This is a genomic window from Bacillus sp. FSL E2-0195 (assembly GCF_038003645.1).
Taxonomy (GTDB): domain Bacteria; phylum Bacillota; class Bacilli; order Bacillales; family Bacillaceae_G; genus Bacillus_A; species Bacillus_A mycoides.
The window spans coordinates 3,720,113-3,735,315 of sequence record NZ_JBBOPN010000001.1 but is presented as its reverse complement, the minus strand read 5'-3'; the positions used below and the strand labels follow the sequence as shown (position 1 = coordinate 3,735,315).

Annotated in this window: 13 protein-coding genes; all 13 read left to right on the top strand. The window is 37.4% G+C overall.

The window, feature by feature from the left end; all coding sequences use genetic code 11:
- The 13 genes from rseP (at position 1) to rpsO (ending at position 15,137) form a co-directional block, all read left to right on the top strand.
- On the top strand, positions 1–1,257 hold the full coding sequence (gene rseP / locus MHH59_RS19110) for an RIP metalloprotease RseP (RefSeq protein WP_340852121.1): 1,257 nt from the start codon (positions 1–3) through the stop codon (positions 1,255–1,257).
- A gap of 109 nt (positions 1,258–1,366) precedes the next feature.
- Positions 1,367–3,067: a proline--tRNA ligase gene (locus MHH59_RS19105; protein ID WP_340852119.1), complete on the top strand. Its 1,701-nt coding sequence runs from the start codon at positions 1,367–1,369 to the stop codon at positions 3,065–3,067.
- Positions 3,068–3,191: 124 nt separating this feature from the next.
- Positions 3,192–7,493: a PolC-type DNA polymerase III gene (locus tag MHH59_RS19100; protein WP_002185075.1), complete on the top strand. Its 4,302-nt coding sequence runs from the start codon at positions 3,192–3,194 to the stop codon at positions 7,491–7,493.
- 333 nt (positions 7,494–7,826) lie between these two features.
- Positions 7,827–8,297, top strand: coding sequence for a ribosome maturation factor RimP (rimP, locus tag MHH59_RS19095; protein WP_002088165.1), 471 nt, complete (start codon positions 7,827–7,829; stop codon positions 8,295–8,297).
- 17 nt (positions 8,298–8,314) lie between these two features.
- Positions 8,315–9,421: a transcription termination factor NusA gene (gene nusA, locus MHH59_RS19090; RefSeq protein ID WP_002014554.1), complete on the top strand. Its 1,107-nt coding sequence runs from the start codon at positions 8,315–8,317 to the stop codon at positions 9,419–9,421.
- A gap of 11 nt (positions 9,422–9,432) precedes the next feature.
- A complete protein-coding gene (gene rnpM / locus MHH59_RS19085) occupies positions 9,433–9,705 on the top strand; it encodes an RNase P modulator RnpM (RefSeq protein WP_002088161.1) in 273 nt (90 codons plus the stop codon).
- Positions 9,706–10,017, top strand: coding sequence for a YlxQ family RNA-binding protein (locus MHH59_RS19080; protein WP_001286519.1), 312 nt, complete (start codon positions 9,706–9,708; stop codon positions 10,015–10,017).
- A gap of 4 nt (positions 10,018–10,021) precedes the next feature.
- Positions 10,022–12,088 (top strand): translation initiation factor IF-2, encoded by a 2,067-nt coding sequence (gene infB, locus MHH59_RS19075; protein ID WP_002014558.1) that lies wholly within the window; start codon positions 10,022–10,024, stop codon positions 12,086–12,088.
- Complete coding sequence (locus MHH59_RS19070) at positions 12,085–12,366, top strand: DUF503 domain-containing protein (RefSeq protein WP_002088157.1); 282 nt, start codon at positions 12,085–12,087, stop codon at positions 12,364–12,366. Before infB ends, MHH59_RS19070 begins: the two co-directional genes overlap by 4 nt.
- 15 nt (positions 12,367–12,381) lie before the next feature.
- Positions 12,382–12,738, top strand: coding sequence for a 30S ribosome-binding factor RbfA (rbfA, locus tag MHH59_RS19065; protein ID WP_000776437.1), 357 nt, complete (start codon positions 12,382–12,384; stop codon positions 12,736–12,738).
- 90 nt (positions 12,739–12,828) lie between these two features.
- Positions 12,829–13,752 carry a tRNA pseudouridine(55) synthase TruB gene (gene truB, locus MHH59_RS19060; RefSeq protein ID WP_002014562.1) on the top strand — a complete coding sequence of 308 codons (924 nt, stop codon included), beginning with the start codon at positions 12,829–12,831 and terminating at the stop codon, positions 13,750–13,752.
- Between the two features lie 43 nt (positions 13,753–13,795).
- Positions 13,796–14,767, top strand: coding sequence for a bifunctional riboflavin kinase/FAD synthetase (ribF, locus tag MHH59_RS19055; protein ID WP_002128800.1), 972 nt, complete (start codon positions 13,796–13,798; stop codon positions 14,765–14,767).
- A 100-nt stretch (positions 14,768–14,867) separates the two neighbouring features.
- Complete coding sequence (gene rpsO / locus MHH59_RS19050) at positions 14,868–15,137, top strand: 30S ribosomal protein S15 (RefSeq protein WP_001229392.1); 270 nt, start codon at positions 14,868–14,870, stop codon at positions 15,135–15,137.
- Positions 15,138–15,203 lie beyond the last annotated feature (66 nt).

The window sequence follows — 15,203 nt, the reverse complement described above, 5'->3', positions numbered from 1 at the left end:
TTGAATACAGCGATTGCCTTTATATTAATTTTCGGTGCACTCGTATTTTTCCATGAGCTAGGGCATCTATATTTCGCAAAAAGAGCAGGTATTTTGTGCCGCGAGTTCGCGATTGGTTTTGGTCCGAAAATATTCTCATTTGAAAAGAATGAAACGGTGTATACGATTCGATTACTGCCCCTTGGTGGCTATGTAAGAATGGCTGGCGAGGATGCGGACACAGTTGAGTTAAAACCTGGAAAAAAGGTTGGACTTGTATTAAATGAAAAAGACGAAGTTGTGAAATTAGTTTTTGACGGACATGAAAAATATCCAAATGTTCGTGTCATTGAAGTCGAACAAGCTGATTTAGAGCATAATCTTACAATTTTGGGTTATGAAGAGTACGAGGAAGAGCTGCAAACATTCCGAGTAAATGAAAAAGCTCGTATCATTTCTACGGGAGAAGAAATTCAAATCGCTCCGTACAATAGACAATTTGGCTCTAAAAAATTGGGCCAACGTGCTCTAACAATCTTTGCAGGTCCTGCAATGAACTTTATTCTAGCATTTGTTATTTTTGTGATTCTTGGATTTGTACAAGGAGTTCCTGTTGACAAACCAATGGTCGGAAAAGTAATGGAGAATAGTGCTGCAGAACAAGCTGGATTAAAAGAAAACGATACGATTCAAGCAATCAATGGGAAGAACACTAGTACATGGAAAGATGTTGTAACGATTGTACGTGAAAACCCAAATAAAGAAATTACGTTACATGTAAAGCGTGATAGTGAGCAATTTAATGTGAAAGTAACACCAACGCTTGATAAAGAAGGAAAAGACGAAGTTGGTAGAATTGGTGTTTATTCTCCTGTAGAGAAAACAGTGATGGGTTCTATTAAATCAGGGTTTGAACAAACTTACGAATGGACGAAACTAATTTTTGATTCTCTTGTGAAATTAGTAACGGGTCAATTTTCTATTAATGAGTTGTCAGGTCCAGTAGGAATTTATAATCTAACAGATCAAGTTGTAGATTATGGATTTACGCGTGTACTAAGTTTAGCGGCAGTTTTAAGTATTAACCTTGGTTTATTTAATTTATTACCAGTCCCAGCTTTAGACGGTGGACGTTTGTTCTTCTTCTTAATTGAAGCATTACGAGGAAAACCAATTGATCGTCAAAAAGAAGGAATGGTTCACTTTATTGGGTTTGCATTATTAATGTTGCTTATGTTAGTTGTAACATGGAATGACATCCGTAAGTTTTTCTTGTAAAATAAGAAGAAGTTTATAATGAAATAGAGCTCATAGAATAAAATCCCTCACCTAACTCGAGGTGAGGGGTTTTATTGCGTGTAAGAGTAAAATGAAGAGGTGCGAATAAATGAAACAAAGTATGGTATTCAGTCCTACATTACGTGAAGTTCCAGCAGATGCTGAAATTAAGAGTCATCAATTATTACTTCGCGCAGGGTTTATGCGTCAAAATGCTTCTGGTATTTATAGTTTTCTACCATTTGGTTTAAAAGTGTTACACAAAGTAGAACGTATTGTTCGTGAAGAAATGGAGCGCGCAGGGGCAGTAGAACTATTAATGCCAGCTATGCAAGCTTCTGAATTATGGCAAGAATCAGGTCGTTGGTATTCTTACGGATCAGAATTAATGCGTATGAAAGATCGTAATGCTCGCGAGTTTGCGCTAGGGGCAACTCATGAGGAAGTAATTACAGATCTTGTACGTGATGAAATTAAATCATACAAAAAACTACCATTAACATTATATCAAATTCAAACAAAATTCCGTGATGAGCAAAGACCACGTTTCGGTTTATTACGCGGAAGAGAATTTTTAATGAAAGATGCGTATTCTTTCCATGCAACACAAGAAAGTTTGGATGAAGTATATAGCGGTTTATACAAAGCGTATTCTAATATCTTTGCTCGTTGTGGTTTGAATTTCCGTGCAGTTATCGCTGATTCTGGAGCAATGGGTGGAAAAGATACACACGAATTTATGGTGTTATCTGATGTAGGTGAAGATACAATTGCGTATTCTGATACATCTGATTATGCGGCAAATATTGAAATGGCTCCTGTTGTTGCTACGTATACGAAGAGTGATGAAGCCGAAAAAGCACTTGAAAAAGTAGCAACTCCAGATCAAAAAGCTATTGAAGAAGTATCTGCATTCTTAAATATCGCAGCAGAAAAATGCATTAAATCTATGGTGTTTAAAGTAGATGCGAAATTAGTAGTAGTACTTGTTCGTGGCGATCATGAAGTCAATGATATAAAAGTGAAGAATGTATACGGAGCTTCAGTCGTTGAGCTTGCTTCACATGAAGAAATAAAAGAGTTATTAAACTGTGAAGTGGGTTCTTTAGGACCGATTGGTGTTACAGGGGATATCGAAATTATCGCTGACCATGCTGTAGCATCAATTGTCAACGGATGTTCAGGAGCGAACGAAGAAGGATTCCATTATGTAAATGTAAATCCAGAACGTGACTTTAAAGTAAGTCAATATACAGATTTACGCTTCATCCAAGAAGGAGACCAATCTCCAGATGGAAATGGAACAATTCTTTTCGCACGTGGAATTGAAGTTGGTCATGTATTCAAATTAGGAACTCGTTATAGTGAAGCAATGAACGCAACGTTCCTAGATGAAAACGGAAAAACAAAACCACTTATTATGGGTTGTTACGGTATCGGTGTATCTCGTACAGTGGCAGCAATTGCAGAGCAGTTTAATGATGAGAATGGTTTAGTTTGGCCAAAATCTGTTGCACCGTTCCATGTGCATGTAATTCCAGTAAATATGAAATCTGATGCACAACGTGAAATGGGTGGAAATATCTATAACTCATTACAAGAGCAAGGATACGAAGTATTACTAGATGATCGTGCAGAACGTGCAGGTGTTAAATTTGCAGATGCAGATTTATTCGGCCTTCCAGTTCGTGTTACAGTTGGTAAAAAAGCAGATGAAGGTATTGTAGAAGTGAAAGTACGTGCTACAGGCGAGTCTGAAGAAGTGAAAGTAGAAGAACTTCAAACATATATTGCTAATATTTTAAAATAAGAAGAGGTACCTCGTAATGAGGTACCTTCTCTTTCTTTGTAAACGTATTTTGTAAAAGAAGAAGGAAGAAATCTTTCTTTGTAGTACGTTTCAATTTATAATAGCAAATGGAAGGAGAGTGCTTATGTCATTAACAAATGAACAACAAGAGCGATTTCAAATTTTGCTCCAACAGTTGCAAATACCAGAAGACCTTATAAATCAATATTTACATGGCGGTGGTATTGAAAAGCTAGTTATTGATAAAGCGAATAAAAGTTGGCATTTTGACTTACAAGTGCCACGTATTTTGCCGACAGAATTATATGAGTTGCTAGAAACAAAGCTTAAGCAATCATTTTCTCATATTGCAAGAACAACATTTGCATTAGAAGCAGAGAATAAACAATTTACAGAAGAAGAAGTGAAGGCATATTGGCCGCTTTGTACAGAACGAATTACATTTTCACCTATGTTCGCGTACTTAAAGAAGCAACTTCCGCAGGTCAATGGCGTGAAGTTGCTATTAAATGTGAATAATGAGCTGGAATCTACTACTTTAAAGAAAAACGTTGCGAAACCAGTAGGTGATCAATACGAAGCTTTTGGATTCCCGCGTTTTCAGTTAGACACACATATAAAGCAAAATGCAGAAGAAATGCAAAAGTTTCGTGAGCAAACACAGGAAGAAGATCGTCAACGAGTTATACAGGCTATGGAAGAGATGGCTAAAAGGCAAGCTGAAGAAAGTGATGTTGTTCATGAAGGACCAGTTGTGCTTGGTTATCTTATTAAGCCAGATGAAGAGATTACGCCGCTGCGTGAAATTCAAGATGAAGAAAGAAGAAAAACCGTTCAAGGGTATGTTTTCCATGTAGAGACGAAAGAACTTCGTAGTGGACGTACATTATTAACTTTAAAGATAACTGACTATACGGATTCTATTATGATTAAGATGTTCTCACGTGATAAAGAAGATATCCCGATGTTACAATCCTTGAAAAAAGGAACTTGGGTAAAAGCGCGTGGTTCAGTTCAAAATGATACATTCGTGCGTGATTTAGTTATGATCGCAAATGATATAAATGAAATAACGGGACCTTCTCGTAAAGATAAAGCAAAAGAAGGGGAAAAAAGAGTAGAACTTCATCTTCATACTCCAATGAGTCAAATGGATGCTGTTACTTCTGTGTCTAAGCTCGTTGCCCAAGCCGGAAAATGGGGGCATGAGGCTATTGCAGTTACAGACCATGCTGTTGCACAGTCGTTCCCAGAAGCATATTCTGCTGGTAAAAAGGCTGGAGTTAAAGTTCTATATGGTGTAGAAGCAAATTTAGTTAATGATGGTGTGCCGATAGCATATAACGAAGCACATCGTCTACTTGCAGAAGAAACATATGTTGTCTTTGACGTTGAGACAACAGGGTTATCTGCTGTATATGATACAGTCATTGAGTTAGCTGCTGTAAAGGTAAAAGGTGGAGAAATTATTGATCGCTTTGAATCTTTCGCAAATCCTCATCAACCATTATCGGCGACGATTATTGAATTAACAGGTATTACAGATGATATGTTAACTGATGCACCAGAAGTGGACGAAGTGTTTAAAAAGTTTGAGGAATGGATGGGTGACCATACACTTGTTGCTCATAACGCAAGCTTCGATATGGGCTTTATTAACGTAGGTTTTAAAAAGGCTGGGATAGAAAAAACGAAAAATCCAGTTATTGATACGTTAGAACTTGCACGGTTCTTATTCCCAGAAATGAAAAATCATCGATTAAATACGATGTGTAAAAAGCTTGATATTGAATTAACGCAACATCACCGTGCGATTTATGATACAGAAGCAACGGGATATTTACTTGTGAAGATGTTAAAAGATGTGATTGAAAAGGGATTTGAATATCACGATCAACTAAACGATAGTATGGGACAAGGGGATGCGTATAAACGTGGGCGTCCAAGTCATCTGACGTTACTTGCCACATCAGATGTTGGGTTGAAAAACTTATATAAACTTGTTTCATATTCTCACTTGAATTACTTTTATCGTGTACCACGTGTACCACGATCACTATTAAAAAAATATCGCGAAGGCATTTTAGTAGGAACAGCTTGTGACAAAGGTGAAGTATTTGAAGCTATGATGCAAAAAGCGCCTGAAGAAGTAGAAGAAATTGCACAGTTTTACGATTACATTGAGGTTATGCCTCCAGAAGTGTTACGTCATTTAGTGGAACGTGAACTCGTTCGAGATGAAGGACAGTTAAAAACAATAATTTCTAACTTAGTAAAACTAGGTGAGACGTTAGATAAGCCAGTTGTTGCTACTGGGAATGTGCATTATTTAGATCCAGAGGACGCGATATATCGGAAAATTTTAGTCAGTTCGCAGGGAGGAGCTAATCCGTTAAATCGCCATTCATTACCGCCTGTACATTTCCGTACAACAAATGAAATGCTAGATTGTTTTTCATTCTTAGGTGAAGACAAAGCAAAAGAAATTGTTGTGACAAATACACACAAGATCGCGTCATTAATTGGTGATGTTCGTCCAGTAAAAGATGATTTATACACACCGAAAATTGAAGGTGCTGATGATGAAACACGTGATATGAGCTATATAATGGCAAGAAGTATCTATGGAGATGAACTACCGGAAATTGTAGAAGCTCGTTTGGAAAAAGAATTGAAAAGTATTATTGGACATGGATTCGCCGTTATTTATTTAATTTCACATAAGCTTGTGAAAAAATCGTTAGTGGACGGTTATCTAGTAGGTTCGCGTGGATCGGTAGGTTCATCATTTGTTGCAACGATGATGGAAATTACAGAAGTAAACCCATTACCACCGCACTATGTATGTCCAAAGTGTAAACAATCAGAGTTCTTTAATGACGGTTCTGTAGGTTCTGGTTTTGATTTACCAGATAAAGAATGCCCAACATGTAATGTTCCATATGTGAAAGATGGGCATGACATTCCTTTCGAAACGTTCCTTGGATTTAAAGGGGATAAGGTACCGGATATCGATTTGAATTTCTCCGGAGAATACCAACCACGCGCCCATAACTATACGAAATTACTGTTCGGTGAAGATTATGTATACCGCGCAGGAACAATTGGTACGGTTGCGGAAAAAACCGCTTATGGGTATGTGAAAGGTTATGCTAATGATCATAACTTAACAATTCGAAATGCAGAGATTGATCGCTTAGTTGCGGGATGTACAGGTGTAAAGCGTACGACCGGACAGCATCCAGGTGGTATTATCGTTGTACCAGATTACATGGATATTTTTGACTTTTCACCAATTCAGTTTCCGGCTGATTCAATAGGTGCTGAGTGGAGAACAACGCACTTTGACTTCCACTCAATTCATGATAATTTATTGAAACTTGATATATTAGGACACGATGATCCGACTGTTATTCGTATGCTTCAAGATTTAAGTGGTATTGACCCGAAAACAATCCCAACGGATGATCCAGAAGTAATGAAAATTTTCTCTGGTCCAGAGTCTTTAGGGGTAACGGAAGAACAAATTAACTGTAAAACAGGTACACTTGGTATACCAGAGTTTGGTACGAAATTCGTAAGACAAATGTTAGAAGAAACGAAACCAACGACGTTTTCAGAGCTTGTCCAAATTTCTGGACTGTCCCATGGTACAGATGTATGGTTAGGTAATGCGAATGAATTAATTTATAACGGTACGTGTACACTGAGTGAAGTTATCGGTTGTCGTGATGACATCATGGTATATTTAATTTATCAAGGCTTGGATCCATCATTAGCCTTCAAAATCATGGAGTCGGTGCGTAAAGGTAAAGGTGTACCAGAAGAATGGGAAGAGGAAATGAGAAATAACAATGTACCAGGTTGGTATATTGATTCATGTAAGAAGATTAAGTACATGTTCCCTAAAGCCCATGCGGCTGCTTACGTACTTATGGCTGTACGTATTGCATACTTTAAAGTACATTTCGCACTTTTATTCTATGCGGCATATTTTACAGTTCGTGCAGATGACTTTGATGTAGAGGCGATGGCGAAAGGTTCAGCATCCATACGTGTAAAAATTGATGAAATTGCACAAAAAGGATTGGATGCAGCACCGAAAGAGAAGAGTTTATTAACGGTACTAGAAATGACACTTGAAATGTGTGAGCGTGGTTATTCATTCCAAAAGGTTGATTTATACCGCTCGCATGCAACCGAATTTATAATTGATGGGGATACTTTAATTCCTCCATTTAATGCAGTTCCCGGTCTTGGTACAAACGCAGCTTTCAGTATTGTTGAAGCTCGTAAAAATGGTGATTTCTTATCAAAAGAAGACTTACAGCAGCGCAGTAAGGTTTCTAAAACGATTATTGAGTATTTAGATGGTCAAGGTTGTCTAGGAGATTTACCGGATCAAAACCAATTGTCACTGTTCTAATAGGTAGGAAAAATCTTTGCAAATCAACATTTGCTATGGTATACTATAAACCGAGATAACCATGTCATGTATATTTTGTGAAAAAGAGAGTGGGGAAACCCACTCTTTCGTGTTACTATCTACATTTTGCTTATGTAGATAGTAAAGATATTTCTGTCGTATATACATATTTTGTTACAAGTTTTACTTCTTAAATTTGGTAATACTAAGACAGATATTCCCTGCTTAACGGCAGGGGCTTTTGTTAGCTAACGAGAAAGAATAAGATAGACCGTCTTTATGAACGGGATCTTTTCTTGTAAATGGTACATGGCGGCAGGAAGGAGGCTGTTTATGGATAAGAAAGTCACAGAAATTGTAGAAGCATTTGCGCAGCCAATCGTTGAAGAGTTAAATCTTGAACTTGTAGATGTAGAGTATGTGCAAGAAGGACAAGACTGGTTCTTACGCGTATTCATCGATTCTGAAAAGGGAGTCGAAATTGAAGAATGCGGTGCGGTAAGTGAACGTTTAAGCGAAGCTTTAGATAAAGAGGATCCAATTCCTCATCTTTACTTTTTGGATGTATCATCTCCTGGAGCGGAACGTCCATTAAAGAAAGAGAAAGACTTCCAGCAAGCGGTAGGAAAACAAGTGGCAATTAAAACATATAAGCCGATTGATGGTGAGAAGATGTTTGAAGGAAAGCTACTTTCCTACGACGGTAATACAATTACACTACTATTAACAATTAAAACACGTAAAAAAGAAATCCAAATTCCAATGGATAAAGTTGCAAATGCGCGACTTGCTGTTACGTTTTAGTAAGAAGGGGGATCTTCATGAGCACTGAGTTGTTAGATGCTTTGCTCGTATTAGAGTCAGAAAAAGGTATTAGCAAAGATATTATTATTGATGCGATTGAAGCAGCATTAATCTCTGCTTATAAACGCAATTTTAACCAAGCACAAAACGTTCGTGTGAGCTTTAACCCAGAAGTGGGAACAATTCAAGTTTTAGCACGTAAGGACGTTGTAGATAATGTGTTTGATCCACGTCTTGAAATCTCTGTAGAAGAGGCAAGACAAATTAATCCAAACTACCAAGATGGTGACGTACTAGAAATTGAAGTAACGCCAAAAGATTTTGGTCGTATTGCAGCGCAAACTGCAAAACAAGTTGTAACACAACGAGTTCGTGAGGCGGAACGTGGTGTAATTTATTCAGAATTTAGTGATCGTGAAGAAGACATTATGGTTGGTATTGTACAGCGCCAAGATGCTCGTTTCATCTATGTAAGCTTAGGTAAAGTAGAAGCTTTATTACCTGTAAGTGAGCAAATGCCAAATGAGCAATATAAACCACATGATCGTATTCGCGTATTTATTACAAAAGTAGAAAAGACAACAAAAGGACCACAAATTTACGTATCACGTACACATCCTGGTCTTTTAAAACGTTTATTCGAAATGGAAGTTCCAGAAATTTATGATGGAACTGTAGAAATTCGCTCTGTAGCACGTGAAGCAGGCGACCGTTCTAAAATTTCTGTATATGCAGAGAATATCGATGTTGATCCAGTAGGTTCTTGTGTAGGACCGAAAGGACAACGTGTACAACGCGTTGTAGATGAACTAAAAGGTGAAAAGATTGACATCGTTCGCTGGTCGAATGACCCAGTTGAATATGTTGCAAATGCTTTAAGTCCATCACAGGTTGTTAAAGTACTTGTAGATGAAGCAGAGAAAGCAACAACTGTTGTTGTTCCAGACCACCAGCTTTCATTAGCGATTGGTAAGCGTGGACAAAATGCGCGTCTTGCAGCTAAATTAACAGGCTGGAAAATTGATATTAAAAGTGAGTCTGATGCGAAACAACTTGGTATTGTGACAGAAGAAGATAGCGTAATCGCATTCGGATTCGATTCAGCTGAAGACGAAATCGAATAGAGGTGATGAGTATGAGCAATCGAAAAGTTCCGTTACGAAAATGTATTGCGACGCAAGAGATGAAATCAAAACGAGAGCTAGTTCGCATTGTTCGTTCCAAAGAGGGCGAAGTGTCTATTGATTTATCAGGAAAAAAATCAGGACGAGGTGCATATTTATCAAAAGATAAAGAAAGCATTATTCAAGCCCAAAAGAAAAACATTTTGGAACATCATCTAAAAGCGAAAATCGACAGTTCTCTGTACGAAGAGCTTCTTGAGCTTGTTGAGAAGGAGTCGAAATAAGTGTCTGATTGGAAATCATTTTTAGGACTAGCAAACCGCGCTCGAAAAATTATTTCGGGTGAAGAACTCGTTTTAAAAGAAGTACGAAGTGGCAAAGCAAAGCTAGTATTGCTTTCTGAAGATGCGTCAGCGAACACTACAAAACGTATCATTGATAAAACCACGTACTACAACATACCAATGAGAAAAGTCGAAAATCGACAACAATTAGGGCATGCGATTGGGAGAGACGAGCGAGTCGTTGTAGCTGTTTTAGATGAAGGCTTTGCGAAAAAGCTACGTAGCATGCTCGATACAAATTACCGGGGGTGAAGGTATGAGTAAAATTCGAGTACATGAATATGCAAAAAAAAATAATATCTCAAGTAAAGATCTTATGACAAAACTAAAAGAGATGAATATCGAGGTTTCGAATCATATGACAATGTTAGAAGATGAAGTAGTAAACAAATTAGATAATCAATATAGCGCTGGAGCGGAAAAACCTTCTGTTGCAGATGAGTTTGAAGTAGAAGAGAAAGTTGTTCGCAGTAAAAAGAACAGCAATAAGAATAAGAAAAAAGGCAAAGCAAATGAAGATAAACGTCAAGATAACTTTGCTGGAAGACAACAAACACCAATAGTAGAAACACCAGATAAAATCACTTTCTCTGGAAGCCTTACAGTAGGTGACCTTGCTAAAAAGTTAAGCAAAGAGCCATCTGAAATTATTAAAAAGCTCTTCATGCTAGGAATTATGGCGACAATTAACCAAGACTTAGATAAAGATACAATTGAGTTAATTGCTACTGATTACGGTATTGAAGTAGAAGAAGAAGTAGTTGTAAGTGAAACTGAATTTGAAACATTCATCGATGAGCAAGATGATGAAGAAAACTTAAAAGAACGTCCAGCTGTTGTTACAATTATGGGACACGTTGACCATGGTAAAACAACATTGCTTGACTCTATCCGTAATTCAAAAGTAACTGCTGGCGAAGCTGGTGGAATTACTCAGCATATCGGTGCATACCAAGTTGATGTAAATGATAAGAAAATTACGTTCTTAGATACACCAGGTCACGCGGCATTTACAACAATGCGTGCTCGTGGTGCACAAGTAACAGATATTACAATTCTTGTTGTTGCAGCTGATGACGGTGTTATGCCACAAACAGTTGAAGCGATTAGCCATGCGAAAGCAGCTGGAGTACCAATTATTGTTGCTGTGAATAAAATGGATAAACCAGCGGCAAATCCTGATCGTGTAATGCAAGAATTAACAGAATATGAATTAGTTCCAGAAGCTTGGGGCGGAGACACGATTTTCGTACCAATTTCTGCGATTCAAGGCGAGGGAATTGACAACTTACTAGAAATGATCCTTCTTGTGAGTGAAGTAGAAGAATATAAAGCAAATCCAAATCGCTATGCAGCTGGTACTGTAATTGAAGCACAGCTTGATAAAGGTAAAGGAACTATCGCGACATTACTTGTTCAAAATGGTACACTTCGAGTTGGAGATCCAATTGTTGTTGGAACATCATTCGGTCGTGTTCGTGCAATGGTAAGTGATATTGGTCGTCGTGTAAAAGTTGCTGGGCCATCAACTCCTGTTGAAATTACAGGTTTAAATGAAGTGCCACAAGCGGGAGATCGTTTCATGGCATTCGCTGATGAGAAGAAAGCTCGTCAAATCGGTGAATCACGTGCACAAGAAGCATTAGTTGCACAACGTGGTGAGAAATCTAAATTCAGCCTGGAAGATTTATTCCAACAAATCCAAGAGGGCGATGTAAAAGAAATTAACTTAATTGTGAAAGCAGACGTACAAGGTTCTGTAGAAGCAATGGCAGCATCACTTCGTAAAATTGATGTTGAAGGCGTAAAAGTGAAAATTATCCATACAGGCGTAGGTGCGATTACAGAATCTGATATTATTTTAGCTTCTGCATCTAATGCAATTGTAATTGGATTTAACGTACGCCCTGATGTGAATGCGAAGCGTACAGCTGAATTAGAGAAAGTTGATGTTCGTTTACACCGTATTATCTATAAAGTAATCGAAGAAATTGAATCAGCAATGCAAGGTATGCTGGATCCAGAATTCGAAGAAAAAGTAATCGGTCAAGCGGAAGTTCGTCAAACATTCAAAGTAACAAAAGTTGGAACAATCGCAGGTTGTTACGTAATAGACGGTAAAATTACACGTGATAGTGGCGTTCGTATTATCCGTGATGGCGTAGTAGTCTTCGAAGGAAAACTTGATACGTTAAAACGTTTCAAAGACGATGTAAAAGAAGTTGCACAAAACTATGAGTGTGGTATTACAATTGAGAGATATAATGATCTTAAAGAAGGGGACATCATTGAAGCATACGTTATGGAAGAAGTGAAGCGATGATTATCGCTTCACTCTCATTCGAGTGTATGATTTACGATGTGCATTCTTTAAAAGAGAAACGAGCAATTTTGCAACGTGTGTTAACTCGTGTGAAACAGCGCTATAATGTAGCTGTTTCTGAAGTTGGGCATCAAGATGTATGGCAACGTACAGAAATTGCAATTGTTTCCGTATCCTCAAATCGTGTTGTCTGTGAAAAAGAAATGAATCGTGTACTTGAGTATATCGATTCATTTCCTGAAATTGAACGTACGATAACACATTTGGAATGGTATTGAATGAGGTGAAGAGTTATGAAATTACGTGCGAACCGTGTGGGCGAGCAAATGAAAAAAGAATTAGGCGACATTATCAGTCGTAAAATTAAAGACCCACGTATTGGATTTGTTACAGTAACAGATGTACAAGTGAGTGGAGATTTACAAATTGCTAAAGTATACATTTCTGTTTTAGGTGACGAAGAACAGAAAGAAAATACATTAAAAGGTTTAGCGAAGGCAAAAGGCTTTATTCGTTCAGAAATTGGCCAACGTATTCGTCTTCGTAAAACACCAGAAATTACCTTTGAGTTTGATGAGTCTATCGGATATGGTCATCGAATTGATACACTTTTACATGAAATTAATAAAGACGGTAAACGTGAAGAATAATGGATAGACATTTGTCTATCCATTTTTTCAATGTAAAATAAGTTTTGCATAATTGCAATTACTACAAAAGAATAATGATGAGGTGAGTATATGGAAGGTGTAGTATTATTACATAAGCCAAAGGGAATGACATCACATGATTGTGTGTTCAAATTAAGAAAGATATTGCGTGAGAAACGAATTGGTCATACAGGGACACTGGATCCAGATGTAACAGGAGTATTACCTATTTGCGTTGGGCGTGCAACAAAAATTGCGCAATTTTTAACAAGTGAAACAAAAACATACGAAGGTGAAGTGACATTAGGATTTTCAACAACAACAGAAGATGCTTCTGGTGAAGTTGTGGAGAAACAAGATGTAAATCGTGTCATTACACGTAAAGAAGTAGAAGAGGTACTAGCGGAATTAACAGGGACAATTGAACAAATGCCGCCGATGTTCTCAGCTGTAAAAGTTAACGGAAAAAAACTATACGAATATGCAAGGGCAGGACAAGAAGTTGAACGTCCAGTTCGTACAATTACAATTCATGAATTTGTATTACTTGATGAACGTGAAGTTTTTGAAGGGGAAAATATTTCATTTCGTTTCCGTGTAACGTGTAGTAAAGGAACATATGTAAGAACACTAGCAGTAATGATAGGTGAAAAACTTGGATTTCCATCACATATGTCTCACCTTGTAAGAACAGCATCTGGTGAATTTTTACTAGAAGATTGCATATCATTTGAAGAAATTGAAGAAAACGTGCAAAATGGAACAGTAGAGTCTATTTTCATCTCAATTGATGAGGCGCTAAGTAAGTTTCCAAAAATGGTTGTAGATGAAAAGCAAGCTGAAAAAATAAAGAACGGTATGTTCTTAAACAATGAATTAGAAACAACAGCACCATTTATTACAGTATTTGATAAAAATGATCGTTGCTTAGCAATTTATGAGCATCACCCAAAACACCCTGGAATGCTAAAGCCAATGAAAGTACTTGTGAATAATCAAGAACTAAAGCTATAATGAATTATTGGAAGGATTATTACAGAAAAAGGTGAATTCAAGCGTGAAACTTATTCATTTAACTCATCCACATGAACAAAATAAAATAGAATTACCACCTACTGTAATGGCATTAGGATATTTTGATGGCATTCATTTAGGACATCAACGTGTGATTCGAACAGCGAAAAAAATAGCGGATGAAAGAGGATGTAAAAGTGCTGTCATGACGTTCCATCCACACCCATCTGTTGTATTAGGAAAAAAAGAAGCGCATGTGGAGTATATTACACCGATGCGCCTTAAAGAAGAAATCATCGCAAGTTTAGGAATTGATATCTTATATGTGGTGAAATTCGATGAGCCATTTGCTGGATTATTACCACAGCAGTTTGTCGATGAGTATATTATTGGTTTAAATGTAAAGCATGTAGTAGCAGGCTTTGATTATTCATATGGACGTTTAGGAAAAGGGAAGATGGAGACTTTACCATTTCATGCAAGAGGGGAGTTTACACAGACCGTGATCGAAAAAGTTGAATATCAAGAAGAAAAAGTAAGTTCTACTTCATTACGAAAGTTAATTCGAAACGGTGAAATGGAACAAATTCCATCTATTTTAGGGAGAGCTTACACGGTAGAAGGAACAGTTGTACACGGTGATAAGCGTGGACGTCAAATTGGTTTCCCAACTGCAAATGTAGGTTTAAGTGATGAATATTTGTTGCCACCTGTAGGTGTATATGCGGTAAGATTGAAGGTTCATGATGAATGGCATGATGGTGTATGTAATATCGGATATAAACCAACTTTCAAAGAGAATGAGCGTCAATTATCTATTGAAGTGCATCTATTTGAATTTAATAAAGACATATACGATCAAAGTGTTACAGTGGAATGGCACATGCGTATAAGAGAAGAAAAAAAGTTTAATGGAATTGATGAGTTAGTTGCTCAAATCGCTCAAGATAAAAAGGTTGCCCAAGAATATTTTGCGAGCGTAAAGAATATACTTGCTTTTTCAAATGAAAAGTAGTATTCTATGTTATGTACTTTATGACAACCATTACTTGGCATTGCGACTCACCGATGCTTGCTAGGTAACTGGGGGTTTAATTATTAGGAGGTGAAATAGGATGGCTTTAACACAAGAGCGTAAAAATGAAATCATTGCACAATTTAGAACTCATGAGACTGATACTGGTTCTCCAGAGGTTCAAATTGCTGTCCTAACGGAGCAAATTAACACTCTAAACGAGCACTTACGTACTCACAAGAAGGATCATCATTCACGTCGTGGTCTATTAAAGATGGTTGGTAAACGTCGTAACTTACTTACTTACCTTCGTAATAGCGATATCACACGTTACCGTGAATTAATCACAAAGCTTGGCTTACGTCGATAGTCAAAGAAGCGGGAATATTCCCGCTTTTTTGTTAGGTAAAAATATATCTTCTACTCTTTATAGCTT

What these genes read in the sequence shown, in the direction of transcription:
- MHH59_RS19105 (WP_340852119.1), top strand. Translation starts at nt 1,367, where the DNA reads ATGAAACAAAGTATGGTATTCAGTCCTACATTACGTGAAGTTCCAGCA.
- MHH59_RS19100 (WP_002185075.1), top strand. Translation starts at nt 3,192, where the DNA reads ATGTCATTAACAAATGAACAACAAGAGCGATTTCAAATTTTGCTCCAA.
- rimP (WP_002088165.1), top strand. Translation starts at nt 7,827, where the DNA reads ATGGATAAGAAAGTCACAGAAATTGTAGAAGCATTTGCGCAGCCAATC.
- nusA (WP_002014554.1), top strand. Translation starts at nt 8,315, where the DNA reads ATGAGCACTGAGTTGTTAGATGCTTTGCTCGTATTAGAGTCAGAAAAA.
- rnpM (WP_002088161.1), top strand. Translation starts at nt 9,433, where the DNA reads ATGAGCAATCGAAAAGTTCCGTTACGAAAATGTATTGCGACGCAAGAG.
- infB (WP_002014558.1), top strand. Translation starts at nt 10,022, where the DNA reads ATGAGTAAAATTCGAGTACATGAATATGCAAAAAAAAATAATATCTCA.
- MHH59_RS19070 (WP_002088157.1), top strand. Translation starts at nt 12,085, where the DNA reads ATGATTATCGCTTCACTCTCATTCGAGTGTATGATTTACGATGTGCAT.
- rbfA (WP_000776437.1), top strand. Translation starts at nt 12,382, where the DNA reads ATGAAATTACGTGCGAACCGTGTGGGCGAGCAAATGAAAAAAGAATTA.
- truB (WP_002014562.1), top strand. Translation starts at nt 12,829, where the DNA reads ATGGAAGGTGTAGTATTATTACATAAGCCAAAGGGAATGACATCACAT.
- rpsO (WP_001229392.1), top strand. Translation starts at nt 14,868, where the DNA reads ATGGCTTTAACACAAGAGCGTAAAAATGAAATCATTGCACAATTTAGA.